25 protein-coding genes are annotated in these 24,262 nt (G+C 39.0%); 15 read left to right on the top strand and 10 right to left on the bottom strand.

Annotation, left to right across the window (positions count from 1 at the left end; genetic code table 11):
- Positions 1-390: 390 nt before the first annotated feature.
- Both N477_RS18705 and N477_RS18710 read left to right on the top strand, forming a co-directional pair.
- Positions 391-1,638 (top strand): hypothetical protein, encoded by a 1,248-nt coding sequence (locus tag N477_RS18705; protein ID WP_155731957.1) that lies wholly within the window; start codon positions 391-393, stop codon positions 1,636-1,638.
- 233 nt (positions 1,639-1,871) lie between these two features.
- Positions 1,872-2,726 carry a trypsin-like serine protease gene (locus N477_RS18710; RefSeq protein ID WP_063360536.1) on the top strand — a complete coding sequence of 285 codons (855 nt, stop codon included), beginning with the start codon at positions 1,872-1,874 and terminating at the stop codon, positions 2,724-2,726.
- A gap of 54 nt (positions 2,727-2,780) precedes the next feature.
- Here N477_RS18710 and N477_RS18715 read toward each other — a convergent pair whose 3' ends face one another.
- Both N477_RS18715 and N477_RS18720 read right to left on the bottom strand, forming a co-directional pair.
- Positions 2,781-3,239 carry a hypothetical protein gene (locus N477_RS18715; RefSeq protein ID WP_063360537.1) on the bottom strand — a complete coding sequence of 153 codons (459 nt, stop codon included), beginning with the start codon at positions 3,237-3,239 and terminating at the stop codon, positions 2,781-2,783.
- 241 nt (positions 3,240-3,480) lie between these two features.
- Complete coding sequence (locus tag N477_RS18720) at positions 3,481-4,239, bottom strand: HAD-IIB family hydrolase (protein ID WP_063360538.1); 759 nt, start codon at positions 4,237-4,239, stop codon at positions 3,481-3,483.
- A 174-nt stretch (positions 4,240-4,413) separates the two neighbouring features.
- Here N477_RS18720 and N477_RS18725 point away from each other — a divergent pair, with 174 nt between their 5' ends.
- Positions 4,414-5,184 carry an AraC family transcriptional regulator gene (locus N477_RS18725; protein ID WP_063360539.1) on the top strand — a complete coding sequence of 257 codons (771 nt, stop codon included), beginning with the start codon at positions 4,414-4,416 and terminating at the stop codon, positions 5,182-5,184.
- A 42-nt stretch (positions 5,185-5,226) separates the two neighbouring features.
- Here the strand turns inward: N477_RS18725 and N477_RS18730 are convergent, their stop codons facing one another.
- Entirely contained in the window at positions 5,227-7,281 is a 2,055-nt protein-coding gene (locus tag N477_RS18730; RefSeq protein WP_063360540.1) for a c-type cytochrome, read from the bottom strand.
- A gap of 403 nt (positions 7,282-7,684) precedes the next feature.
- Between N477_RS18730 and N477_RS18735 the strand changes: the two genes are divergently transcribed.
- Entirely contained in the window at positions 7,685-8,518 is an 834-nt protein-coding gene (locus N477_RS18735; protein WP_063360541.1) for a mechanosensitive ion channel family protein, read from the top strand.
- A gap of 51 nt (positions 8,519-8,569) precedes the next feature.
- Here the strand turns inward: N477_RS18735 and N477_RS18740 are convergent, their stop codons facing one another.
- A complete protein-coding gene (locus N477_RS18740) occupies positions 8,570-9,028 on the bottom strand; it encodes a TonB-dependent receptor (protein WP_063360542.1) in 459 nt (152 codons plus the stop codon).
- Between the two features lie 50 nt (positions 9,029-9,078).
- Entirely contained in the window at positions 9,079-9,294 is a 216-nt protein-coding gene (locus N477_RS18745; protein WP_063360543.1) for a hypothetical protein, read from the bottom strand.
- Between the two features lie 501 nt (positions 9,295-9,795).
- Between N477_RS18745 and N477_RS18750 the strand changes: the two genes are divergently transcribed.
- Both N477_RS18750 and N477_RS18755 read left to right on the top strand, forming a co-directional pair.
- Positions 9,796-10,251, top strand: a complete 456-nt coding sequence (locus tag N477_RS18750) for a hypothetical protein (protein ID WP_063360544.1) — start codon at positions 9,796-9,798, stop codon at positions 10,249-10,251.
- 134 nt (positions 10,252-10,385) lie between these two features.
- Positions 10,386-12,239 carry a methyl-accepting chemotaxis protein gene (locus tag N477_RS18755; protein WP_063360545.1) on the top strand — a complete coding sequence of 618 codons (1,854 nt, stop codon included), beginning with the start codon at positions 10,386-10,388 and terminating at the stop codon, positions 12,237-12,239.
- Positions 12,240-12,315: 76 nt separating this feature from the next.
- On the opposite strand, the gene N477_RS18760 is transcribed toward N477_RS18755, so the two are convergent.
- On the bottom strand, positions 12,316-13,737 hold the full coding sequence (locus N477_RS18760) for a PQQ-dependent sugar dehydrogenase (protein ID WP_063360546.1): 1,422 nt from the start codon (positions 13,735-13,737) through the stop codon (positions 12,316-12,318).
- A gap of 188 nt (positions 13,738-13,925) precedes the next feature.
- Between N477_RS18760 and N477_RS18765 the strand changes: the two genes are divergently transcribed.
- On the top strand, positions 13,926-14,108 hold the full coding sequence (locus N477_RS18765; protein ID WP_063360547.1) for a hypothetical protein: 183 nt from the start codon (positions 13,926-13,928) through the stop codon (positions 14,106-14,108).
- 42 nt (positions 14,109-14,150) lie between these two features.
- On the opposite strand, the gene N477_RS18770 is transcribed toward N477_RS18765, so the two are convergent.
- A complete protein-coding gene (locus N477_RS18770; protein WP_063360548.1) occupies positions 14,151-15,806 on the bottom strand; it encodes an alpha/beta hydrolase in 1,656 nt (551 codons plus the stop codon).
- A 168-nt stretch (positions 15,807-15,974) separates the two neighbouring features.
- Positions 15,975-16,538: a hypothetical protein gene (locus tag N477_RS18775; RefSeq protein ID WP_063360549.1), complete on the bottom strand. Its 564-nt coding sequence runs from the start codon at positions 16,536-16,538 to the stop codon at positions 15,975-15,977.
- A gap of 490 nt (positions 16,539-17,028) precedes the next feature.
- Here N477_RS18775 and N477_RS18780 point away from each other — a divergent pair, with 490 nt between their 5' ends.
- Positions 17,029-17,475 (top strand): DUF1353 domain-containing protein, encoded by a 447-nt coding sequence (locus tag N477_RS18780; RefSeq protein WP_063360550.1) that lies wholly within the window; start codon positions 17,029-17,031, stop codon positions 17,473-17,475.
- Between the two features lie 62 nt (positions 17,476-17,537).
- Here N477_RS18780 and N477_RS18785 read toward each other — a convergent pair whose 3' ends face one another.
- Together N477_RS18785 and N477_RS18790 are read right to left on the bottom strand one after the other, a co-directional pair.
- Positions 17,538-17,948 (bottom strand): hypothetical protein, encoded by a 411-nt coding sequence (locus tag N477_RS18785; protein WP_063360551.1) that lies wholly within the window; start codon positions 17,946-17,948, stop codon positions 17,538-17,540.
- A 290-nt stretch (positions 17,949-18,238) separates the two neighbouring features.
- Positions 18,239-18,550 carry a hypothetical protein gene (locus N477_RS18790; protein ID WP_063360552.1) on the bottom strand — a complete coding sequence of 104 codons (312 nt, stop codon included), beginning with the start codon at positions 18,548-18,550 and terminating at the stop codon, positions 18,239-18,241.
- Positions 18,551-18,990: 440 nt separating this feature from the next.
- On the opposite strand from N477_RS18790, the gene N477_RS18795 reads away from it, so the two are divergent.
- The 7 genes from N477_RS18795 (at position 18,991) to N477_RS18825 (ending at position 24,221) form a co-directional block, all read left to right on the top strand.
- Positions 18,991-20,322, top strand: a complete 1,332-nt coding sequence (locus tag N477_RS18795) for a M43 family zinc metalloprotease (protein WP_063360553.1) — start codon at positions 18,991-18,993, stop codon at positions 20,320-20,322.
- Between the two features lie 149 nt (positions 20,323-20,471).
- The gene (locus N477_RS18800) at positions 20,472-20,711 is read left to right on the top strand and encodes a hypothetical protein (RefSeq protein ID WP_063360554.1); all 240 of its coding nucleotides are present in this window, start codon (positions 20,472-20,474) and stop codon (positions 20,709-20,711) included.
- Between the two features lie 280 nt (positions 20,712-20,991).
- Positions 20,992-21,738 carry a hypothetical protein gene (locus tag N477_RS18805; RefSeq protein WP_063360555.1) on the top strand — a complete coding sequence of 249 codons (747 nt, stop codon included), beginning with the start codon at positions 20,992-20,994 and terminating at the stop codon, positions 21,736-21,738.
- 78 nt (positions 21,739-21,816) lie between these two features.
- Entirely contained in the window at positions 21,817-22,401 is a 585-nt protein-coding gene (locus N477_RS18810) for a GNAT family N-acetyltransferase (protein ID WP_063360556.1), read from the top strand.
- A gap of 375 nt (positions 22,402-22,776) precedes the next feature.
- The gene (locus tag N477_RS18815) at positions 22,777-23,187 is read left to right on the top strand and encodes a YjfI family protein (protein WP_063360557.1); all 411 of its coding nucleotides are present in this window, start codon (positions 22,777-22,779) and stop codon (positions 23,185-23,187) included.
- 15 nt (positions 23,188-23,202) lie between these two features.
- The gene (locus N477_RS18820) at positions 23,203-23,895 is read left to right on the top strand and encodes a PspA/IM30 family protein (protein WP_063360558.1); all 693 of its coding nucleotides are present in this window, start codon (positions 23,203-23,205) and stop codon (positions 23,893-23,895) included.
- A gap of 5 nt (positions 23,896-23,900) precedes the next feature.
- On the top strand, positions 23,901-24,221 hold the full coding sequence (locus N477_RS18825) for a hypothetical protein (protein ID WP_063360559.1): 321 nt from the start codon (positions 23,901-23,903) through the stop codon (positions 24,219-24,221).
- Positions 24,222-24,262: the final 41 nt, after the last annotated feature.

Below are 24,262 nucleotides of genomic sequence, written 5' to 3' on the forward strand. Positions count from 1 at the left end.
TATTTAGGAAACAAGGCCGTTACGAAACCAAAAACACCTTAATGCGTCGTATCATGATAAATGAACTTTTATCCTGATATAAAAAGCGCAAACCATTTTCGGCAGTTTTCTTCATCCTATACGCCTTTCTATGAATGCCGAACTTATTATCTGAAATAAGTTATAAGTAATTGCCTATCAGACATTAGATAACACTGAAAAAAGAATAAGTCTGAAAAAATAGATTAATATTAAGTCTTGTCTAATTTTATTTTGGATTTTAAATCTGTTTTTTTTGTGTTCTTTTATATAGTTTTGTTTTGTGTTATTTCTTATATGGGTTTTGATTATAAAAATAAAGAGGTAAGGATGCGAGTATCGATATTGTTTTTTTTGCTCATAATAAGCTGTATGTCAAATGCCAAGGAAGTGTTCTTTAGAGGTAGTGAGTGTACTAAGCTGCCTGAGGGGCAAGATGTTCATTTTAAAGAGAGTACGAACTTTGATAAAAAGTATTCAAAAGATGAAGCTGTCGCTGATTTAAAGAAAGCGTTACTTAATAAGGCATACGTAAAAGCTTCAAATGGCACTAGCTATCTTATTGAGTCAATTAGATTCAAGCAAGATGAAGAAAAAATAAGAGGAGGAAAGATAACTAGAAGTGCCCAGATCACTGGTTTTCTACACCTATCCCCTATTACTGGTTGCGAGCATGGGCAAGTAATATCTACAGATGAGAGTAATAAGCTTAGCTATTTCTACAATTTCTCAAAAATCAGATTAGAAAAAGCTCAAGTGGAAACCTTGGTACAAGAGCAAATGATACCGTCTCTGAAAATCAGTGATAAGCGTATTTATGGCCTTGAATTGGGAATATCTTATCAAGATGCACTAAAACAGATTGGAAGGTTTAGCTTTGATTGGCGAGTCAATGATATATGGCGTTTAGCGACAATAGGCCGTAATACTGTTTTATTTTTTGAACAAGATATGTTGGTTGGAGGGCAGTATCATAGAGATTTATTGCCGACAGTTTGGAGTAATTTTATAGAAATAGCGGCAACTAAACCATTGTTAGAAGTAAATAACACAGAAATAAACATGACTTATCATGCAATGTCAGAATCATCTCTTACTTCTTTAGAACAAAAGTATAGCTTGCTTGATTATGATCGGTTTCGTATATCAGAAGATGAGGTGGAATTAAGGCTATCTGGTTTGGCTTTGGGTAAACTACCGAATAAAGAAGACTTTTCGTTCTCTTTAGCCTGTTATGATGAGCAAGATGGGGTACAGAATTTTATAGACAAGAATCTGAGTTCGTTACCTAAGTTTTACAGCCAAACAGGTGAAATAGGCGTTTTAACAGGATGCAATCAGGTTTTATATTTATGGAATGATGAGAGTTTTAAGTCTTTGCTATTATCGGAGCGTGCAAATTTTAATAGTACTCAACTTATCCACGCTAACATGCTGAGTAAAGGGTTTTCTGATTGGTCTTTTTATGGTGTTGAATATTTAAAAGGCATTCAATCAAACAATGCATTAACAATAAAGCATGCTGAAGATGATGTATACGATGTTAAGGCTGGCAGCTGGCTAGGTTACTTTGTGGCAGATGAGGGGCTGGCTTTTCAAGGGCAATTTTATGTTCAGTAAGTAGTCACTGGTTTAAAAGTATTTTGTTATCATAGTAAGTTACTCTTGGGTATTTTTAGAAGTAACTTATATTTTAAATTAAATTTCTGAGCTTTCTGTTATAACGACTGATTAGGTCATAACGTTTTTTCAGGATTCTTGTACTCTAGGTTTGTTTTTAATTTAGGTTTTTTAATCTTTATTTAAATATTTACTAAGTAAAATTTTAATTTATATACCTAATAAGGAAGATTATGAAGTATATATTATTGTCACTCGTGCTCATTAGTTATAACGCAAGTGCTATTCTTATTCGCCATGATATGGAAGATAAGCAATATTTAGCGAAACCATTGGATTTTCCTGCACTTACAACTTTTTATATTGATGGTGCACATGGTTCGTTAATTAAGCCAAATTGGATAATTACCGCAGCGCATACAACATTTTGTTTGAAGCCGGGTACAAAGATAAAAACGACTCAAGGTAGTGCAATAGTTAAACGCCTGCATGTACACCCTAATCACACTCCAGGTGTCAGTCATGATATTGCTTTAGTTGAGCTTTCTGAGCCAATTCATCAGGTGAGGCCAGCGAAGTTATACCAAAAAACAAATGAGGCTGGGCGAGATATCTGGTTTATTGGTATCGGCGGAACAGGTAATGGAATAACAGGGATAACGGTAGATAATTATGACAATAAAGGTGTGCTTAGAAAAGCACAAAACCGAGTTGAGCAAGCAAAGGGGCCAATCTTAACATTTAAATTTGATAACGGAGAGTCAGCATTGCCTTTGGAGGGGATCTCTGGCGGTGGTGACAGTGGTGGGCCTGCGTATTTCAAACAGGGAAATGATTATTACGTTATGGGGTTAAGCTCGCGTTATGGCGGTGGGCCATCAGAAAAGTATAACAGCTTGGAAGTCTACTCACGTGTTTCTTACTTTATGTCATGGATAACTAAAGTGATGAAAAGCCCTGAAAATTCAATTAAATCCGGTATCAGTCTTGATAAGTTAAAACACCTCCCCGGTGGGCTAAAACCATCCGATTTACCAAGCCTATGTAAAGATATACTTTTTAGTGAAAAAGAGTTACAAGCGATTTAGTAAGAGGCGATATGTTGGTCTGGTTTGCAGGCCAACATAGTTAAAGTAGTATAGTTACACAAGTTTTTGCAGATTCATTTGCGGGTGATTTTGCATGACTTTGTTTAGCGTTTCTTGTTGACTGTCATCAATTTCAACATGCAATACTAATGGGTGATGTTCGCCTTGTGTTGAATCCTTGCACATCATGTAATATCTAACTAAATCTGTTCCGATCAACCCGCTCACCCAAAGACTAAACATCCCCAGGATCACCGTGCCTATTATCGCGGCTGTCGGTGGGATCAGCACCCACGCAACGGCACAATATGCCGCGGTGATGATAGTGAACAGCACAATCAGTTCTGATTTCATTAGGTGGACTATATGATTTGTCAGACAATCATGTAAGGGGTGGGGCTTATCGTCGCAAATTGCACTGACATCTTCATTGTCAACATGCAGTGATTCTAGTTCGTCTTGGGTATCACGAAACGCTTCATAGTCGTGACCTTTAATAACATAGTGGCTCATACAACCTCCTATCTAGATTTCTTTGCAATACGTGCGTACCACTAGTTAGGTTTACTTTTAGACAAAAAGGCCTCTTAAGTACACATTGGGGATCTGCTTGTGAGTTGCAGTTGCAAGTAGAACGTCTGTATGATTAGAAACCCTCGTTCTATATGTTTAACCTAGATGTTTATCATTGCGAGTAACACTAGAATGTGTGCTTATATAGGAGAGTGTGGGTACACTCTCTGCTCATTTTGGTTCAAGTCGGTAAGTTAACGAGTTTAGCAATCTCATTGAGGTGTGTGATCAGCGAATCTTGATTCAACTTTGTAAAGTCACGGTTTAAGGTGATTAAATCACCAACCACATATGCTTTTTTGGCTGCTTCCAACATAGCAATGTCATTTTGATCATTACCCATGCAAATCGTGTGATTCATATCTAGGCCAATTCGTAAAAGCGCATTGAGTTTGTTACTGTTTTTTGGGACCACATCAAAACTATGGTAGCCATTGTGGTGGTACACATCATAATCACTCAAAACGGTACAGAGAAACGCTTTGACTTCTTCATGTCGGTGCTCTTCAAGCACCAAAAGCTTCACAATAGGTTGCTGCCTAGCCGATTGATTACACACAGGATCTCTACCCAGCTTTTTGACGTCCTGATGAAAATGATGTGGCGTGGTGGAAATCGCATATTCCTCAAGACCATCGTAAAGGTACGCAATGTTTTCTCTATCCAACCAGTCCAAGACTTTAACAATTTCATCCTTATCAAAGTGCAAAGCGTCTACGACTTGCCTATTGTTGCTTATCATGGCGCCATTACAGCCTATTATCTGATGATCCCAAAATGGCTTTGCAATGACTGGCAGTGTATCTCTCAAGGGGCGTGCAGTTGCGAACAAGATAGTCGCGCCTTGTTGTTCAATTTTTAGCAGTGCGTCAGTTACGGCATCTTGCATTGGTTGACCATGAAAAATTAACGTACCATCCAGGTCGAATACGACATTCATTACTTTACATCCCATTATTTAAGTTGCGTTTACTTTGCCAAAAACGCACACTACTAATTTAGTTATTAGCTCATGTATTTAAGGTTTTAGCTCATTAATAAAATTAAACCAGCACCTGTTCGTTTTGCCGTCAACGAGTCTGTCAGTGTTAAGCATATTCAAAACAGCCCGCTGTTGTTTGAATGGCATCAACATGATTGCTATGAGTTAATTTTAACTTTAGGTGCAAATGGAAAGCGATTTTTAGCGGATGATGTTCATGCTTTTGAGTCTATTGACTTGGCTTTAATTTTACCAACAGAACCGCATACTTGGGATAACACAGAGCAGCAAGCACCTGTAGGTGATGTGGTGGTTGTGTTGTGGCCAAAGTCATTATTTGCGGTTGATATTAGCGAATTGGAAGCCATACAAGCTTGGCTAAACGGGCTAGAACAAGGCTGTGTGTTCTCAAAAGACATTGCACTCAAAGTCAAAGAGTACATGTTTGAGATGAACACGGCGAGTGCACTTAAGAGACTAACATTGCTAAGCGAAGTGTTGTTCATATTGATGCAGGCAAAAGTAATGCAGAGCGCTTCTGTCAATGCATCGGCCAGAAATGTAGCTAGAATGTCACCGATATTGGAACTATTGAAAAGTCGTATTGCGTGTTTACCTAGCCTACCTGAATTGGCTGGGGAGGTTAATTTGAGCGTTGCTACGCTCAAAAGGCTGTTCAAAAGCAGTTTGGGGACTAGCTATACACAGTATTGCCTGACGCTTAGATTGAAGCGCGCAAAGCATTTACTTGCGACAACTGCTTTGCCTATCGGCGTGATAGCGGATCGATGCGGATTTAACAGCAGTGCTTACTTTAACCAGTGTTATAAAAAGCATGAAGGCATGACGCCAAATGCATTTCGCAAGCAATTCGCATGGCGAAAACGCATTTCACGGCGCTAGCCTCCTAACTTTTGCAAATCATATGGTATGCGCGTGTTTTCATTACAGTGTTTTTAGGTATTCTATCAGCGCCATTTTTTCTTCATGACTAAGTTTTTTACCTATTTTCCCTACCACTGTTTTATCATCAGTAAAGGCGTGACCGCTATTGTGGTTACCCGCTTGGCGCGTATCCAGTATGAAATATCCATTTTGATAGTCGTCAGTTTGATTTGCGGGTTGTAGATCTGATTGCTGGTTAAGTTCATTCACATGTTTACCTTGAGAAACACCCACATTGATTGGGTCAAACTCTAGCCTACCAAGCTCAACAAACGTGGGTCTTTCATGCGGTTCAGATAACAAGCTATAAAGATTGGGAACGGACCCATTGTGAAGGTATGGCGCTGTTGCCCATATTCCATTGAGTGGGCGTGCTTTGTAAGCAAAGCTATGTCTGAGGCAATTTGGTCGGCCGCCTTCAAGTTTTTGCTGCCACTTACCACTTGTATAGTTTTGTCTAAACCATTGTTGATTGGTCTCTTCGACCACGGCACCCAGTGCAAGGGCAAAGTTACTTGTTGCGTTGTCTGTTACTGTGACAAACTGTAAATCTTCACTCATGTTTGCGGTTTTTTGCTGATCATCTACGTATACACATAAGTCAGTATCAAGGCCAAGTTGCTTGGTATTGACGGTACGATTAGGGAGCACTTCAGCTTGCGCTGGATCTGTGCCTATGTAATCCAAATCAACGAGTTTTAGCGCTAGGTATTTCAAATCAGTTTGTTGCACTTTTCCATCTTGTTCATAACTGATTTTCTTCCAATGATCTTGCCAAAAATCAGGGCTATCCATCGGAGGCAAGTGGCAACTTTGACAATTTTGGGTATATAGCTCTTTGCCTTTGGCTGCTAATTTTTTATCTATTTCAGGCAGGCTGTCCGGCCATTTAGGGGCTTTTAGTCCGCTGATTTTGCCAAGCTCTCCGGGAGTGTAGTCCTTTAAAGGGTATTCACCTGCCAACCACTGCTCAATGTCATAAAGAGATTTGATTGGAATAGAGCTTGCGAAAGTGGCTGGTTGTTGTAATTGGTTAGTAGGGATCTGCATATCAACATAGGCTGCAACACCCAGTGCTTCGCCTGCATTTCGAATTAGAGGCTGCATAATTGAGCCATCATATTGAACCCAATCAAACCAAGATGTGGTCCATATATGCGGATAATTTACCGGTGCTTCTATTGGATTATAGTTTTCAGGTCGGTCCATGTTGTCAGCAAATACCTTGTTGCCAATGCGGTTGAGCGCATCTAGGCGAGTGAAACCTTCAGTGACGTTAATGGTATCTTGCCCTTTAGCAAGCTTGGCAACGGTTTCTATGAGTGCCGCTTTGAGTTTGGCTTTACTGACAACATTGTAATTGCTACCCAGCACTTTTTGAGCGAAGCGCTCGAAGCGCCCATCAAAGGGTGCAAGCTTGCTTGATAATACAGTTTGACCAATGGCTGCACCTAAAGATTTAGTGAGTAACCCCAAATCTGTCATTGCAGGGCCACCATCAACCACATATCGAGTGTTTTGATATGTAAACTGTCCGGTGTGGCAAGCAGTACATGTAAACCCGACCGCCGTTGCCTTACGGTTTAGGCCAGGCATTGGGATGCTCGAGGTTTTTGCCAAGCCCAATGGAAGTTGTAATTCAGTAGACTCGGTTTGTGTTGCACCGTTTAAGTTTATAAAACCCAACCGGTATATGTATTCAGAAAGAAAAGTTTTCTCTTCGCTAAATAAAATAAACCAAGGTGTGTTTTTCGGTGCTTCCAGTGCGACTAGCCATTCATAGGGAATTGGCAGCGTAGCTGTCCCTTGTGATGCATGGTATGGCCACTGATGGTTATAATTATCGGTGCTTGGCCAACCCGTTTGGTTAATAAATTGAGTGTCGAGGTGCTTGTACTGCGGTAATTTAGGGGGAGTAAGGGCATATTTTAGTTCACTTAATGCTGATAATGTGCGAAAAGCGATCACAACAATGGCAAGGATAATGAGCGTAGATAGGACCCAAGGCCATCTCCTTAGCAGCCAGCCAAGTACAATTGGGTATTGATTGGACATATTTTTCTCTGACGGTAGTTAAGTATTGTTAATATTTTCGCACAGCTCTATAACATGGGAAATTACAGCTGATTACAGCAAAGACGTAAAACTGATACTGTTGTGATTTTAAAGTTCGTGGTCGACTATTCTATTTGTAGCGTTAAATCAAAGCACTATAAGTCTTATTGATTCATGCCAATGTGTACTCTGCAAACTTGTGTGGTACGAAAAAAGAGTTTTTTACTTATAGGTTATGTTGTTATTTACGTAATTTTATTGAAATAAATACAGCAGTACGTTGATTGCATTATACATTTGTTCGTAAGCAGGTCAGGTAAAAGTGTTTTAGCAATAAAAATTCATAATTAATTTCATTTTTTTAACTAAGCTTAGCTCTTTAGGTTTAATTAGTGAGGTTTCTATGGACACATCTTCGATTGATCTGCAAAAAATTATAGATTTGGTGATTGAGCATGCTGTGAGCTTTGCGCCTAAACTCGCATTGGCGATTATTACGCTAATCGTAGGCTTGTGGTTAATTTCTCTTGTTGGCAGCGCCATTGATTATTTGCTTGAGAAGCGGGATTTCAACATTTCGCTGAGAAAGTGGCTCAGTAGTGTAGCGACTGTGTTACTCAAAGCTTGTTTATTTATATCCGTCATTTCGATGTTAGGTGTGAAAACAACCTCTTTCATTGCCATTTTAGGTGCTGCTGGCCTTGCTGTGGGTCTCGCATTGCAGGGGAGTTTGTCAAACTTTGCTGGCGGCGTACTGATCTTGATTTTCAAACCGTTTAAAGTTGGCGATTACATTGTCGCGCAAGGTGAAGAAGGTGTCGTTGAAGCAATTGATGTGTTCTGTACGTTCTTAACGACGTTAGACAATCGCCGCATCATTCTGCCCAATGGGCCATTGGCGAGTGAGCAAGTAAATAATGTGACCCACGAACCAATTCGACGTGTCGATCTTAGCGTGGGAATAAGCTACAACAACTGTGTAGACGAAGCCGAAAAGGCACTATTGAATATGGCGAAGAATGACGATCGCATTTTACAGGAGCCTGCGCCTTTTGTAGGAGTTGTTGGCTACGGAGATAACTCAATAGATTTGACTGTATGGGTTTGGTGTAAAACGGATGATTACTGGAATGTTTATTTTGCGACGAATCGAGCTATAAAACCTGCATTAGACAGTGCGAATGTTGCTATTCCTTACCCTCAGAGAGATGTGCATATTATTGATAAAACTGCCTAAAATGAAAGGGAAATTTAGTGGGAACGCTCGGTTCCCACTAAATTGTATGATTTAGAAATTATATCTAACTGTCACAAAATAATTCTCGAATACATCTACGTTTCGGTATGCTGCACTGATAGTAAAGTCATTCGTAAAGTCATTCGTAAAGTCATATGCTAATTCTAGTTTGTAGACAAGTTCATGTTTATCATCGGCATCTGAAATATGTTGATAACCTAGGCCTGCACTGGCTTTTAAGTTATCTAAAAGCGTAATGTGGTAATTTGCTTCGAGGCCAAATGTATTAGTATGGTCTTTATTTTCAATATGTCGATGTTCGCCGTAATAAGTTGAATGTCTGTCAGATTGGTTATTTTCGACAACTGTTTCTTTATATTCACGGCTATAGTCATAAGTCATCCTGCCCACAGAACTAACAAACTCTAACAGCGTACCTTGTTCTAGGGGAATGAGATAGGCTGCGCTCAAGTGCCACTGAGCAAAATCGATTTCCTCTTTTGAGTGCACGTTTAAAGTGTCATTCCAATACAATCCCGAACGGGTACTATCGCGCGATGTTAAAACATACTGAGAGGAAACAACCCAGTTTTCGTTAAGCTGCTTGCTTCTACCGTAAATCCATTCAAGTGCATATGGCCATCGCCATCATCATCTTCAATTTTAAATTTGGCGTAGCCTGCGCCAACGTAATCAAAATTAAACGTATCGCTAGCAAATGTTGCTGTTGAAATTAGAGCACTTGATAATGCTAAGGCAAGTAATTTAATTTTCATCCCTATAGTGTGGTTTTAATCGGCACGAATCATACTGCCCGCTACTCATAAGTAAAGTGATAACGATGAAGCAAGGAAATTTATTATAGTTTTATTATTCAGTGACATAGCGTTGATTTTAGACTCACAAAGCTGATTGAATATTTATCGATCATGTCACCCTTATCATTTGACTTATTTATGAAAAGTCTCGCTTTTATACTTATGATATACCGAAAAAAGCACAGGGCTATAAGCTAAATGGGACTTAGACGGTCGATTTTGAAGTAAAAACGGTTGGCGCCAGAAATCCAAAATGTACTGTATGTTGGCGTCGTACTGTTCTGTTCACTGGGTGCGCAATAACATAAGCTGCAGTTGGAAAGTATGATTCAAATCATGACTGTGTTTTGCGCTTTAAAGTCTTTGTTTAAGCTATCAAAGCCTGAGTTTATTGAGTCTAATATAGTTATAGCCTTAGAAAACTATATTGATGATTGTGTCCAGGTGACAGGGTAAAAAATGAAACTAGAGAATGTTGTGTTTGAAGACATTGAAATAGGACAAAGTGCAATATGTATTCGGCAAGTGAAATCGAGTGACATTCAAGGTTTCGGCATTCAGCCTGATGCTGAAAGTCTAGATAATTTGGCTTTTCAAGGGACGGTTGTACAGGGAGTCTGGCCAGTTGCACAGATCACTGCGGTCATTGGCTCTCAACTTCCAGGCCCAGGTGCAGTTTATCTCTCACAAGACTTAAAGTTTGTTTTGCCTGTTGAGGTAGGAGATGTAATTACCACAAAAGTGACTGTGATTGACAAAGATTTACAACATGGATCATTGATCATTGATTGCCAATGCAGCAACCAAAGAAAGGAAGAGGTGGTGTTTGGTATTGTAAAGGTCCGCGCTCCTACTGAAGATGCCTGTATTGAAATTAAATCGGCTAAACAGAAAGTATTGAACTGTGCTTACTAACTCAGCTTAGGTGGATTTATTAGACTAACAACATTGATTGATGAGTTTTAATCAATAAAAACCAGCAATGTGTGGCCGTTGTATTATATTTTTAGAATCGTATATCAAAGGTATGGATATACCGGAAGGTAGATATGTTTGCACAGCTAAAAATATCAAGTCGTTTAGGCTTTGGGTTTTGTGTGTTGTTGCTTTTGTTTAGTTGTGCAGTTCTGGTGTCTGTTCAGGCGCTGAATACCGCAGCGGATGGGTTTAGGGAGTATCGCTCTTTAGCAAGAAACACCAATAATGCGGGAAGAGTTCAAGCCAACCTGTTGACATTACGAATTGCTGCATTGCATTACATCAATACCGGCAGTCATATTGCGCTCCAAGAAGAGCGCACCAGAATGTCCACACTCAATGAGTTGCTGGTGAGTGCGCACAAAGATGCTATCAGTAAAGAGCAAATCCAAACCTTTATCGATGTAGAAAATTTGGCAAATCAATACGCCAATACCTTTCAGAAAGTGGAAGATAAAATTGCGCAGCGCAATGAGATTGTTCATGAAAGCCTGAATAAAATGGGGCCTTTGATGGAACAGGATTTGTCAAACATTTTAATTAGTGCTCGCGAAGACAATGATATGGAAGCGGCGTTTTATGCGTCTTTGGCATTGAGAAACCTACTCTTAGTGAGGCTTCATGTCATCAAGTTTTTAGATACTAATGACAGCGAAGATGTGGATGAAGTCAGCAAGGAGTACAAGGCATTTATTGCTAACTTGGAAAAGTTAGATGCGCAGCTGCAAAATGAAACTCGACGCCGACACTTTGCCAACGTCAGGCGGCTCGCCCCTAGGTATATGAATCAATTTAGTGAGTTAGTCGACGTGATATATACTCGTAACCAGCTCAAACGTGAAAAATTAGATGTGATTGGCCAGCAAGCTGCATACAAAATTGAGTCGTTAAAACTAAGTATTAAAGATCAGCAAGACACGATGGGGCCTGTACTGCAAAAAGACAATAAAGTGTCCCAGCAGTTTGTGATCTCGGTCAGCGTTTTTAGCTTGCTGATCGCTATTTTTCTGGCATTCATTATTTCTCGATCTATTACAAAGCCGATTAATGAGGCGGTAGAAATTGCTAATCGGTTAGCAAAGGGAAGTTTACATTTTAAAAGAAAAATCACGGGGCAAAGTGAAATTGCTAATCTTATGCGCGCTTTACAGGGCATGGCGCAGCAATTCACTCGTGTAATCTATGAAGTTAAGCAAAGTGCAAGTGCGCTAGAACGATTTTCATCTTTAGTTATTAACACGGCAAAAGAGATGGAGAAAACTGCAGCTTCACAGGAGCGCAGTGTCACTGATACCAAACTTGCAGTTGGTTCGATAAGCGACTCGATTAAATCAAATAGTGACTATGCATTGGCAACTGAGCAAGTCGCAATTAACACTGCGCAAGAGGCAAATGAAGGTGGAAAAAAGGTCAAGACAACCATTGAAGCCATGAAAAGCATTGCTGAGCAGGTAAAAATTATTGACGAGATTGCCTATCAAACAAATTTGTTGGCGTTAAATGCAACCATTGAAGCGTCTCGAGCAGGTATTCATGGTAAAGGGTTTGCTGTGGTAGCTAGTGAGGTGCGCAAGCTCTCAGAGCGCTGCCAAAGTGCATCGGAAAGAATTGGTAAAAGAGCGGGTGAGAGCGTGAGTTTAGCTGAAAATGCCGGGGCGCAACTTGAAACCATTATTCCTGCGGCAAATAAAACATCGCACTTGGTGCAAAATATAATGGAAATATCAAAGCAGCAAGAAGTAGGGTTGAGTCAAATTAATCAAACTGTCGAGGCGGTAGATACTGCATCTAAACGTTCAACGCAAGCGAGTAATGATTTGTCCAGTTCAGTTAAGGGCATTGTCGCTTTATCAGAAAGACTGCGAACATCCGCTTCATTTTTTAAATTATCTCACCAATCAATGCCTTTACGCGGGTTAAAGTGAAGCATTGCAAGTTGAGTCTGTGACTTCTAAATCAAATTATTGGGTAGTGAAGTTGTTCATTCACTACCCAATAATGTTATTTTACGGCACTGAGAGCGACGATTTTACTTTGGTTACTTTTTCGGTCGTTGATCGTGATGTACAGCTCTCCTGTGGGGGCTGTTACCACGTCTCTTATACGACCAAGTCCTTTTAATATGATTTCATCATCCACAACACGGTTGTTTTTTATTCTCAGACGGTGAAGTTGTTTTTTGGCAAGGCTGCCTACAAAGAGATCGCCTTCCCAGTTTTTGAATTGCTTACCAGTATAAAAATTCATACCGGCGACAGCGATGGAAGGTGTCCATTGGTGCACTGGTAGTTGCATACCAGGTAAATCGGTGTGAGGCGTGATTGGTGAACCATCGTAATTCATGCCAAAAGTGACTTTTGGCCATCCATAGTTGACGCCCTTATTAATAAGATTCAGCTCATCCCCTCCCCTTGGTCCGTGTTCTGTAGACCAAACCTGGTTTGTCGTAGGATGAATGACTAGGCCTTGAGGGTTACGATTACCGTACGTCCAAATGGTTTTTAAGCTGTCTTTTTGATTATAAAAAGGGTTATCTTTGGGGATGCGTCCATCTTTGTATATTCGGTGGATTTTACCATTTTGTGTTTTTAGGTTTTGTGCGTCATCCTGGTGCCCCTCATCACCATTGGTAAAGTATAAATAGTTTCCATCAATGGCAAAACGCGAGCCAAAGTGCCAGCCACGGTTTTTATGTGTTTGCTTGGGTGCTTCAAACAAGGTTTGTTGCTCTGTCCATTGGCCATTCTTAATTTTTCCACGTACAATCGATGTAATGCCAATATCCCTATTTGCCTCATTTTTCCCTGTCTTTTTGCTATATGACAAATAAATCCAACCATTTTTTAGGTAATCTGGATCTGGTAAAACATCTAATAAACCACCTTGTCCTCGGTGCCATACTTCAGGCGTGTCCTTGATCTTCGTACGCTTGCCTTTGGGGTTTAGGTGCCATAGTTCACCCTCTCTTAGGGTATACAATAAACTGCCATCTGGTAGAAAATCCATTGCCCAAATAATGCCGCTAGTAGACAGAACTTCTCGGGTATTGACATCATGAAGCGCAGTTTTGAATTGTTTGCTTAACGTAGGAGTTTGGATTTTTGCCGTATCAGCATTGTAACTCGTTTCTCTGATATAAACGACGAGTGTACGAATGGTTTCTTCTGATAGGGCGTGTCCAAATGCGGGCATACCGCGATCTACTAGGCCGTTTTTTATGGCGTTGGTCAATGCATCATCAGAGCCATCTGTTATCCAATTGGCATCTAATAATGAGCTTGCCATGGCCCCTTGCAATTGCGCTCCATGGCACGAGGCGCAATTGGCCTTATAGACATCTTCGACTTTTTCATTTGCTGATACAGCAGAGGTTGTCGTGTTCGCTACGACAAGGATACTTGCTAAATAGTTTATCGTTTTCATTGTTATACGCACGTATTTTACTTACAGCTAATGAGTATAAATGGTTAGCAAAAATATAGAACGCTTTATTCGATGAGTGAGTGACGATTTTGTAACGTTAAATAACAGAGCTACGCCTATGTTGTTACATTATGAATATTTTGATACGGTTGTTTTGGCTAAAAAACAAACTAAAAGGAAAGTTAATAATGAAACTCAAATTACTAAAAAGAAACTTCAAAGAGCTGAGCCAGTTAAATACATTGATGCAGCAAAATACACCAAAAATTGCGGGTGGTCGTTATTACTATACAGACATCGATTGTGATAGAACTAATAAAGGGTGTGTCGCGACAGAGACATGTCGGGCTTGCGGCTCACGACGCTGCTAACATATATGAAGACGCCATTTTGGCGTCTTTTTTGTTGTTTACTTAAAAATAAGCGAGGCGCATAAAAGTATCTCTATGCTTGTCAAATTGCACTGGGTTTTGAGTTTTTAAGCTTTCTAGTGACTCTAAGGACATAGGTGTTGCACTGCCGTCGTAAGCATTATCAGTGCCAAATAAAACTTGGCTCTCGATCGTTGAGAGATTGAAGTTCAGCCCCTCGAGTTTAGCAATACAATCTGTATTTGGCTGCTGCCAAATATTATTTAAAAAGCTTTGCATCACGTCGACGCCACAGTTATTACCACTGGCCGTATTTGCCGGAGATTCAAAGATCACTGCGTGTGGTATCTCGGGAAACTCAATATATCGTTGGTTTATGTTGGTAAAAGTTTTTTTAAACTCATGCGCATAGCTATGTGGTGTCTGTAAGTCCAAATCGCCATTTAAGACTAATGTGGGTATATAATGTTGAACATCAGCATACACAAATTGATTACTGTATCTATTGCCCCATACATCTTTTTGGATATAGCGGCTATAAAGCAGGTTCTTAGGTATACAGGCAACAGCGTCTTGGCAATATTCAAGTCGCTCTGAAAGGGTTCTTGGTTCAAAGCTAATTTCATTATGTGTTATGAGGCTGGAAAGTACCTGTGAAAAATTACGCGGATGATCCGGCTCAATGGCCATTAGCTTGCGCCCAACGCCTTCAAAAATATACTGATGTAAGTTATTAAGTGCGATAACATCATCTTGGTTACAGCGTGCCAATCTATAATAGGTTGGCATCAGTGCGCCTTCTACCGACCGCATCATGAGTAAAGTTGAGAGCGCTTGTAAGGAATCTCGATTAAACTTTGCTTCACTACAGTGAGAGTGTGAGTACACCTTGTTTAAAAGTTGCTTTATTGTCGCCTCAGAGTTGGCACCAATCTTATTGCGACATAGTGGATCATTATCACAATATTGGGCTAGCCCACTGAAGATATAGTTGGCATTTTCATCCCATAAATCTAAGCTAAACCCTTTTGATGGCACAATTGAGTCCAACACAATTGCCTGCGCTCCCTGAGGGGCAACTTGAGTAAAACGCTGTGCCCAAAGTGTGCCGTATGACGCGCCATAGACATATGTTGGTAACCAATTTGTCGCTCTGCTTTTATCTATCGCGTAAGCTAAATCGTGAGCGGCTCCTGTGGTGTTAAAATGAAATAAATTCTCTCCCCACTGGTTATATAGCTCGTTATAGCATGCTTTTTGATACTGTAAATAATCTCCTTGAAATTGGTTTGGGCAAGATAAATGTGTTGACCAGCCAACGCCGCGATGTTCTAAAATATATAAATCATAATCCTGTGTGTATTGTGAGAGCGTTGTGTTGTAGTGCGTGGCGTAAAAGCTGGCAGAATAGCCTGGTCCACCTTGTAAAAACCAAATTTGACCTTTTGGGTCTGTACTTTTGGCAGGGTATTTTGAAACCATGATATCTATCTGTTCACCGTCTGGTTTATCCCAGTTAACAGGTACTTTTGCAAAAGAACAGAGATTACGATTGTCTGGTGTTTTAAACGTTGAGGGGCAGTCGCCCCAATTAAAGTTAACGTAGCGGTTGAATTCTGATTTATTAGCTTCTGCAAATGAAGCGTACGAACTGCTCAAAACAGCTAAACCGAATAGTGCTAATTTTATTTTATACATGCTGATCCTTTTTGATGATTGACGTGATTTACCAACTGGCTAAAAATCACACTTCACACATATAAAATGTTTATTTATTGTAAAAATAACGTTTTTGTAAAATTTATTTAGTTTTAAAGTGGCCGTTTCAAGCACACTAAGCTCTTTTACTTTAAGGCAAGATGCTTCTCAGGGATGGTTCATTGCATCTAGTTCAAACGTATTCGGTCCATCGGTTGTATGAAAGAGGCCTGTAGAGAGGTTTTTTCCACGGATGAAAAACTTAAAAATATTGGAGCGTAAAGAGAGGTCTCTCAACGAATGCCCGGCTTCGATTGTATAGTTGATTAAAGCTTTTTGTTTGTTGGTCACATTAACATCAACTAAGATCCTTGGTTGAGTTGAATCCGTTTCACTGGCTAATTCTACTGGTATAACAGATGAAGAAGGTGGAAAAATAATGTCTACAAATTCCCAGTTTGGATCTTGCATCACTAACTCCAAGCTCAATGAATGTGGGGTCTGAGTATTGCTCCTATCTACAAAATTAACTGCGGGCGCTATTTGCAAGCTGTGTAGACGGGCATTTGAATGGCTGCAGGGATCTAATTCAATTTGCCAGACTCTATCATCTGGATCAATAAGTGCGCTATGTTGTGAAAATGAAGAGGTTGTGAACCATAATGGTACTGGTTCTGTTGTATCTATAATCGGATGTACACACCGATATATGTGGCTTGTTTGTTGAGTCATATTTCATTTAGCTCTATGTTTTTTATAAATATTACTCGTTTATAAATTGTTTCGGAGGACAGTCTGTGCCCTCCTAAGCTAAATAATTGAATATGAGAGTAGAAATCCTTTGCGTAAAAGTTTGAGTTAAATAAATAAATTAATAATATTCTGTTTAACTGAATTTAAAGTGGTTTTAACATTGACATGACACACTCCAAATACCTAATATAGGTCCCCGTTGAGGCTTAAGTTAAAACGATTTTAGGGGAACAACAATAAAAATTATAACCCCCTATTGAGCAAGCTTTCTTACAACAAAATAGCTTGTGTCCCGTCTAATAAAAATAACAAGGGATAGCGTTACTTAGCCACTATGGCAACTCCTCTGTGGGGTTGCCATAGTTTTTCTTTTCAATTAACCCCAAGGCATTCAAGCCTTCTTTATAGCCATAATACTGACATCTCGTACTTCTATAGTATTGCCATTCTAAGAATAGGAACGGACTATATGGGTACGCTAAATATCAAACCTGTTTTAAACTCACATTCAAACAAATTAAAAAATGCTTATGAGTTGGTTGAGGATTTTTCTTACGAGATTAATGGGAATGTGCGTTGGGTGCCACGGTTTTTTCAATATGATGGCGCAAGTATTCCCATTGCGGCATATTACTTGGTAGGTACACCTTTTAACCCCAGATACATGCAGGCAGCATTAGTGCACGATTGGCTTTATCATACTCATGAAGTTAGTCGCTCTGACGCCGATAATTTGTTTTACGTTATGTTATGTGAGTCAGGTGTCCGTACTTCTACGGCTTTAATCATGAAATTTGCTGTCGACAAATTTGGTGCGAGTTATTGGCGCAATAATGATGATGATCTTGCCTATAAACAAGAGCTTGAAGATAGGATCCGTGCAGATGGTAGAAGCCCCAGTGTATATGGCTTGTAAGATACTACGTGGTAGCACAATGAATGCGTTTGCGACCACGTAGAGGATATTTAGAGTGCTGATTATTCAGGCTTCTGCTGTGTTTTAGCTTGCTTTAAGTTCAGAAAGGTTAAACCAATTATGCCGGTCATAGCAAAACCGGATAATAAAAATGGGTCCATTGCGATATGTTCATGAAAATTAAATGTACCTGCTGAGATTGACTTCCACCCCATGAAGTGTTGATTTGCCGCAACGACGGCGCCAAAAAAACCAATGACAAGTACAATGTATTTGGAAATCCAATGTGAAGCTGTAGGAAGTATTAAGAGTAAGCCTAAAATACCAATAACTGTGCGCTGTGCTCTACAATATGGACAAACATATACAATGCCAGTTAGCTCGACGGTCCAGGCGGTAATGCTGATTAAAATAGCGACCAAGGCGACAAATTTACTGTATTTTATATATGTTTCTAGCTGAAATAGTGACATTGAACTACCTATGAATGAAAAATATGACTTTAGCGTTGTGAATTTTGCAATATTATAACATTAATGAGTTTTTTCGGGTAATTTATATGTCATCTTTCTTGGTAAATTGGAATACAAAATTACAGTAGGCTAACTAAGTGCTTATTTATGTTTTTCCCTTTCATGTGCCCTAAGTTTATTTGCGCTGAGTGTTGAGGTTTTAGTTTAGATTTCTCGAAAATGGCTGGATAGGATTAAATTGAGATACGAGGACTTAGACCAAGGTTGGAACTTGGTCTAAGTTACAATAATTAATTATTGATGTAGCAAATCACTAATTCATCTTTTGGATTGTCTTGTGTATCTTCCACTAGGTACCTAGCTTGAATGCTGTTTTGACAAGTGCACATATCATAGCGGCTGGTTAGGTATGCTTGTCCGTATTCGTCTTTGTCCGATTTTGTGATACTGCATGTTGGTTCTCTCCATCGTTGATCCCAACCACTTTTACCAAACGCGACAATTTTTATTTTATTAGATAGTAACTTAACATTTAAATCATCAGTATTTGCTGACACATTAAGCGCACATAGTGCCATTAGAGTGGTAATTAGTTTTTTCATTATTCATCCTTAATTGCTAATTAAATAGAGTTAAAGCTCTATGGTTTTGGGTATTTTATTCTTTGAACTTATTTTTTCAAGTTTTTTTTATTATAAAATGGTATTTACAAGCTTTATGAAGTAAAGCTATGTAATTAAAAAGAATAATCTAACATTTTGCTTTAGTACTTGTATTTTTAAATTATTGTTTTCAACTCTTACAGAACGGAGGTGTTTTTATATTACTTGCTTTGTTGTTTCAATAATGGGCGCGGGTTCACAGTGTTTAGGAGTGACATAGGAAGCATAGATAAAGTAGGCACTAAAAAAGTGATATGCTTGGTTTTTTATGTTAACTTTATTGTTCTTTTTTGTAACAATAAATAACAAATTTAAGCTGGAGCACATCTATAACTTTCGTTAGTGTAGTTAATAGCATTTTTAATTTAAGGAAAATCTTGATGCCTCACATAAGAATCTATCTGATCGGAATAACGTCCGCTTTATTGTGGGGGTGTGGCGGGTCCAGTGACTCAGAAACCCCTGAACCTCCGATTACAACTTTGCCAGAACAAAACAGCTATATGATTTCTACTTCCCTAAGCGAGGGAGGTTCTATTACACCTGATTCATTTGAGCTTGCTGAAAATTCGGAAAAAACTTTTTTAATAGGGATAAACCCAGGTCATGAACTGGAGAGTGTTTCTGGCTGTGATGGCACAGTAGATGGCGAAAAGTTTACAGTCAGTAATCCTGAAAAGAATTGCACGATTGAAGTGAAGTTTAAGGCTTTCCAATATACGGTTAATGTAACGACATCACTGGGCGGTTGGGTTGATAGCCCCAGTCATCAATTGTCATACGGTGAGAGCGCAAAGATTAATATCAATCCTAATAGTGACCATTTCATAGAGTCGGTAACTGGTTGTGGTGGCACGTTAAGTGAGCAACAATACACAACAGGCAATATCAATGCTAATTGTACTGTGGATGTAAAATTCAGTAGTCATTTCCCTCTACCTGAAGAGGGTATTGAGCGCATACGTTTACCTGTTGTTGTTCATGTAATTGAAAATGAGTATGTGCAGATAAGTGATGAGCAAATATATTCTCAAATTGAGGCGACAAACCAGCACTTTAGAGCCTTAAATACTAAGGATCTCGAGACAATAGAAGATGAATTTTCACCCTATATTGCAGATACAGGTATACAACTTTATTTAGCCTCCCATGATCCTGATGGTAACCCACACTCGGGGATTAACCGAAAAACAGCTCAGTTAAGTATCATTACGCTTGATAATGAATATGCGAAAGCGGAAAAAGGCGGTATCGATGCCTGGCCAAATGATCAATATATTAATGTGTGGGTTGGATACGCTAGAGATTTTCAAGGGGCGCTAGGCCTACTCGGGAGGGCGAATATCCCTGGATTTGTTGAAGATAGAATAATTGGTGTTGTAGTGGCGGATTCTGTGTTTGGCGTAATTCCTCCTCGAGAGCCCAGATTTGATGAAGGTAAAACGCTCACTCATGAGCTGGGTCATTTATTTGGTTTGATTGGGCACACACATGGCGTGCCTACTGATGAAAACACACATCGTCATTTGACTTGTGACGGGCTGCCAACTACACAGTGTAAAAACAGTGATTTAGCGATGAACTTTATGAATGCTGAAACTGATGATAAAGACCAAAAGATGTTTTCAATTAGTCAGTATCAAGTTATGGAAAAATGGCTTAAAACCGGACCTTTACAAGCACTTTACCTAAACAATCAAGATAATAACTAAAGCATGTATTGATGCTAACTAGTATTAGTCTAGAGTGTTTGTTTTGAGCTGTAGACTAATCTTATCTATCATGTAATACTTTGTAATAGTTGGAATAGAAGGACTTTTATATAGTTACTATCGTTAGATAACTACAACAAAGATGTGCTATGGAACGTAAATTAATAGACCAAATAAAATATGAAGATCGGGATTCAGAGACTCGTGATTTAGATGGGTCGAACAAGCACTATATCAATGCAACTCTACTTTTAGATGAGGATGTTACTTCTGAAGAAGATCGTACAAGATTGTTAACTCAGCTTAACCTATATAGACATTCTGCTGCTATTGAAATCGAAGAAGTAACAGATGGCGTGTTTAATATGCGTTTTGCATTGTTAAACTGATAAAGCATTTTTCATAGCCTACCTCTAAGATGATGTTTGCTTATTACTCATCTATCTATTGATATAAATACGATACCTATAATGTAAATTTTTTGTTTACATTATAGGTATTTGGATTTAGATTAATAACTAAACAAAAAATACAAAGCGTCATATATTCGCTTCTAGCACTTAACCATTATTATTAATATGAATAACGCATTTTATATGCTGTACGGTATTGTTAAACGGTTGTGTGAAGATGGGTATGAACGCTCAGCACAGAAGGTAAGATGCTATAATGCAAGATAGTCAATACAGTATTTACTACAAAAATAAGTCAGCAAAAAACCTAAATGAAAGCAGCTCTTTTGTGCAGTCCAATTATATTATTGCCGTCAAATCATTAGAATCCGGCAATTTTTTGATGACATTTATGCAGGGCTTTGATGAATTTTTAGTTGCCAGCTTGTATCCAAGCGGTGATATTAATCTAACAACTATTGGAAAGTGCGCCAAATTTGAATTTATTATCTTTAACGATCCAGATTATGGTATCTATATCTCGCAGAAGAGTATGCCTGATGAACAGTTACTTAATGTGCTGAGTGATGTCACGAAATGCACAGGGCAAACCTTTGAAGATATTTTCCAATTACTTCAATCTCAAATCATACGAGACTTTTCTGTGATCCAGCTAAGTGAATTAGATAATATGCACTTAGAAGCTGGGAAAGAGCAAGTTTTAGAGCAAAGTATTAACAGATCAAAGTTAGTGAAGCATGAAAAGCTGGCGATAGGAAGTAAGTGCTCGACGCTGGATATAAAAAGGATACTTTGGAAGCCTGAGGGAGATGAGTTTGATACTTTGGTAGCAGATGGATGGAATGCTATTCGCAGTGATAAAGTATATCAAAGTACAGCTTTACAATATGTCAGCCATGAACTGGATAACACCGATCAACTTGCCTATTATGAATTTGTTTACCAATCTTGGGTCCCTTCTCAACATAAGCATATTGAGAGGAAGATTATTCGTATCGATTAATTATATCTACAAATTAAACTTTTAATTTTTTAATGACTTATAATCCCCTCAAATTTGTTCTAGTAAAGGAGTCGTAGTATGTGGTTATCAAGTGGTGCACTTGAAGGGGACTTAGTTGTACTAGAGCCTTTGTCATTATTGCATTGTGAAGAGTTGAGAGATGCTGTCAGTGATGGCACAAGTTGGCAGCTTTGGTATGCATCAGTACCAGCCCCACAAGATATGCAAGATTATGTGGAAAAAGCCATAAAAGGGTTAGCACGTGGGGAAATGGCTTTTGTCGTCAAAACTAAGCACGATGGTAAAGTGGTTGGAACAACGCGCTTTTATGATGTGAAAGAACAGCATCGTCGGGCTTCAATCGGTTATACATGGTATTCTGACTCAGTTAGAAGAACGGGCGTCAATACCGAATGTAAGTATTTACTGATTTCCTATCTTTTTGAGACGAAAGGTGCATTGTCACTTGAGTTCAAGACACATTTTTTTAATCAAGCCTCGCGTACAGCGATTGAACGCCTTGGCGCTAAATTGGATGGTATTTTACGCAGTCATCAAGTTATGCCCGATGGCTCATTAAGAGACACTGTGATTTATTCGATATTGTCACATGAATGGCCAGCTGTGAAAAATAACCTTAGGGCCAAGCTAGATAAATACTGAGCGTTTTGATACCTGTAAAAAGTTATTTTTTTCTGTTCACAACAGGTGCTGTTTAATGTGCATAAAGTCTCTTTGTGCACTTGTTTTCATTTAATTTCATCAACATCCTCTCCTGATTCTCAACCTACTGTTATATATAAATATGTTAATTTTACCTCAGCCAAAATTACTGTTATAAATAGTCAAGTTTTTTAGTGATAAAGTACTAATTTTTGCGTTTTTTAGATTTAAAAATAAACGATTATTTTTGCATTTATTTCAAATATGCAGTTGACATAATATGTCATATCGTGCAAGTCTAAGAATGTAACTCATACAAACAGTCTGGCTTTTATTTAAAAAATGAACGCTGCTTTGACATAAGGAATCTGTTACATGGAATTAAATGAGCTTTCAATTAAACTCTCTCAGTATGAAACTGAAGGTGCTAGTTTCGAGTCTTTCTTCATCAACAATGTTGGACAAGAAGTCCTACAAATAATTGTTGATGGCAATGATGAACTTCCCATTTTTGTCACCCGCACAGAAGAGCAAATTCTTTGTATCTGTTATTTGTTCACAGAACAAGAGATCAGTGCAGACAAACATGCAGAGCTAAACGATACGTTACTGCGTCTGAACGTGCCAATGCCATTGAGTGCATTCGCCAAAATTGATGATAAATATGCAATTTTTGGTGCGCTGTCTACTAATTCAACATTAGAACAGCTGGGCCACGAAATAGTCACTTTATCTGCCAATTCAATTGATGCGCTAGAAGCAATTAGTGACTACCTAAGCGAATAATAAGGAGTATTAGCCATGAGTATTTTAAAAAAACTATTTACTGCGGTTAAAGGTGGGGTCAATGAAGTTGGCGAAGGGATAGTTGATGCCAATGCGATCCGTATTTTTGAACAAGAGATCAGAGATGCACAGGCTGCATTGAGTGATGCCAAGCGTAGCCTCACAGAAGTGATGGCAAAAGAGATCCAAACGACACGAGCCATAAAATCTTTGGATGAAGACATCGCCAAACATGAAACTTATGCTGCGCAAGCCTTAGATAAAGACGAAGAAGCTTTAGCACTTGAGATTGCAGAAAAGATAGCGCATTTTGAGCAAGAAAAAACAGAGCAGCAACAAGTACTTAATACATTCACCACCAGTGTAAATAAGCTTAAAGAGCAAATTAAACAAGCAGAAAAGACCATAGTTGAAAACCAACGTCAATTGAGCATGGTGAAAACTACTGAAAGTGTGCAAAAAGCAACAATGGCAGTAAACGACACTATGGCCTCGGGCGACTCCTCGATGGCCTCGGCTAAGCAGTCATTAGAACGTATTAGGCAACGTCAAATGGATAAGCAAGATCAACTTGATGCTGCGCAACAGCTAGCGGAAGAAAATAGCGACAAAGCGCTGCATGACAAAATGCGTGCAGCTGGCATCGGTGAAGAGGCGACAAAAGGCGCAGATGTGCTCGCTCGTATTCGCGCAAAGCAAAATAAGTAATATTGATGAGTGACAATAAGCAAACTTGGCAAAAGCAAGAAAAGGCGGTTAGAGCGACTCAACTTGCTTTTGACTTAAGCTCTGAAGTACAAAAGTTTATTAAAAAAAGCGCGATAGATGAGGAACTTACCCCTTCTGACATGATACGACGTATTTTGGGATTAGAAATAAAATCCAAAAAAACGCGTCAAAGACTCAGTTTTAATTTGAGTGATGATGAAATTGTACTTTTGGCGCAGCGTTTTGGGATCTCAGATGGAGATAAGCGCATGGTAAAGCAAAAAGTTGCAGACTTACTGATCCAACATGTAAAGGACAGTAAATAGCCCAATAAAAGAGTATGTGTGGTTTGATGGCCCTTAACTCA

This window comes from Pseudoalteromonas luteoviolacea H33-S (genome assembly GCF_001625695.1).
Taxonomy (GTDB): domain Bacteria; phylum Pseudomonadota; class Gammaproteobacteria; order Enterobacterales; family Alteromonadaceae; genus Pseudoalteromonas; species Pseudoalteromonas luteoviolacea_B.

Coding starts and splice junctions, on each gene's coding strand:
- N477_RS18705 (WP_155731957.1), top strand. CDS start 391: ATGTCAAATGCCAAGGAAGTGTTCTTTAGAGGTAGTGAGTGTACTAAG.
- N477_RS18710 (WP_063360536.1), top strand. CDS start 1,872: ATGAAGTATATATTATTGTCACTCGTGCTCATTAGTTATAACGCAAGT.
- N477_RS18715 (WP_063360537.1), bottom strand. CDS start 3,239: ATGAGCCACTATGTTATTAAAGGTCACGACTATGAAGCGTTTCGTGAT.
- N477_RS18720 (WP_063360538.1), bottom strand. CDS start 4,239: ATGAATGTCGTATTCGACCTGGATGGTACGTTAATTTTTCATGGTCAA.
- N477_RS18730 (WP_063360540.1), bottom strand. CDS start 7,281: ATGTCCAATCAATACCCAATTGTACTTGGCTGGCTGCTAAGGAGATGG.
- N477_RS18735 (WP_063360541.1), top strand. CDS start 7,685: ATGGACACATCTTCGATTGATCTGCAAAAAATTATAGATTTGGTGATT.
- N477_RS18745 (WP_063360543.1), bottom strand. CDS start 9,294: ATGAAAATTAAATTACTTGCCTTAGCATTATCAAGTGCTCTAATTTCA.
- N477_RS18750 (WP_063360544.1), top strand. CDS start 9,796: ATGAAACTAGAGAATGTTGTGTTTGAAGACATTGAAATAGGACAAAGT.
- N477_RS18755 (WP_063360545.1), top strand. CDS start 10,386: ATGTTTGCACAGCTAAAAATATCAAGTCGTTTAGGCTTTGGGTTTTGT.
- N477_RS18760 (WP_063360546.1), bottom strand. CDS start 13,737: ATGAAAACGATAAACTATTTAGCAAGTATCCTTGTCGTAGCGAACACG.
- N477_RS18765 (WP_063360547.1), top strand. CDS start 13,926: ATGAAACTCAAATTACTAAAAAGAAACTTCAAAGAGCTGAGCCAGTTA.
- N477_RS18770 (WP_063360548.1), bottom strand. CDS start 15,806: ATGTATAAAATAAAATTAGCACTATTCGGTTTAGCTGTTTTGAGCAGT.
- N477_RS18775 (WP_063360549.1), bottom strand. CDS start 16,538: ATGACTCAACAAACAAGCCACATATATCGGTGTGTACATCCGATTATA.
- N477_RS18780 (WP_063360550.1), top strand. CDS start 17,029: ATGGGTACGCTAAATATCAAACCTGTTTTAAACTCACATTCAAACAAA.
- N477_RS18785 (WP_063360551.1), bottom strand. CDS start 17,948: ATGTCACTATTTCAGCTAGAAACATATATAAAATACAGTAAATTTGTC.
- N477_RS18790 (WP_063360552.1), bottom strand. CDS start 18,550: ATGAAAAAACTAATTACCACTCTAATGGCACTATGTGCGCTTAATGTG.
- N477_RS18795 (WP_063360553.1), top strand. CDS start 18,991: ATGCCTCACATAAGAATCTATCTGATCGGAATAACGTCCGCTTTATTG.
- N477_RS18800 (WP_063360554.1), top strand. CDS start 20,472: ATGGAACGTAAATTAATAGACCAAATAAAATATGAAGATCGGGATTCA.
- N477_RS18805 (WP_063360555.1), top strand. CDS start 20,992: ATGCAAGATAGTCAATACAGTATTTACTACAAAAATAAGTCAGCAAAA.
- N477_RS18810 (WP_063360556.1), top strand. CDS start 21,817: ATGTGGTTATCAAGTGGTGCACTTGAAGGGGACTTAGTTGTACTAGAG.
- N477_RS18815 (WP_063360557.1), top strand. CDS start 22,777: ATGGAATTAAATGAGCTTTCAATTAAACTCTCTCAGTATGAAACTGAA.
- N477_RS18820 (WP_063360558.1), top strand. CDS start 23,203: ATGAGTATTTTAAAAAAACTATTTACTGCGGTTAAAGGTGGGGTCAAT.
- N477_RS18825 (WP_063360559.1), top strand. CDS start 23,901: ATGAGTGACAATAAGCAAACTTGGCAAAAGCAAGAAAAGGCGGTTAGA.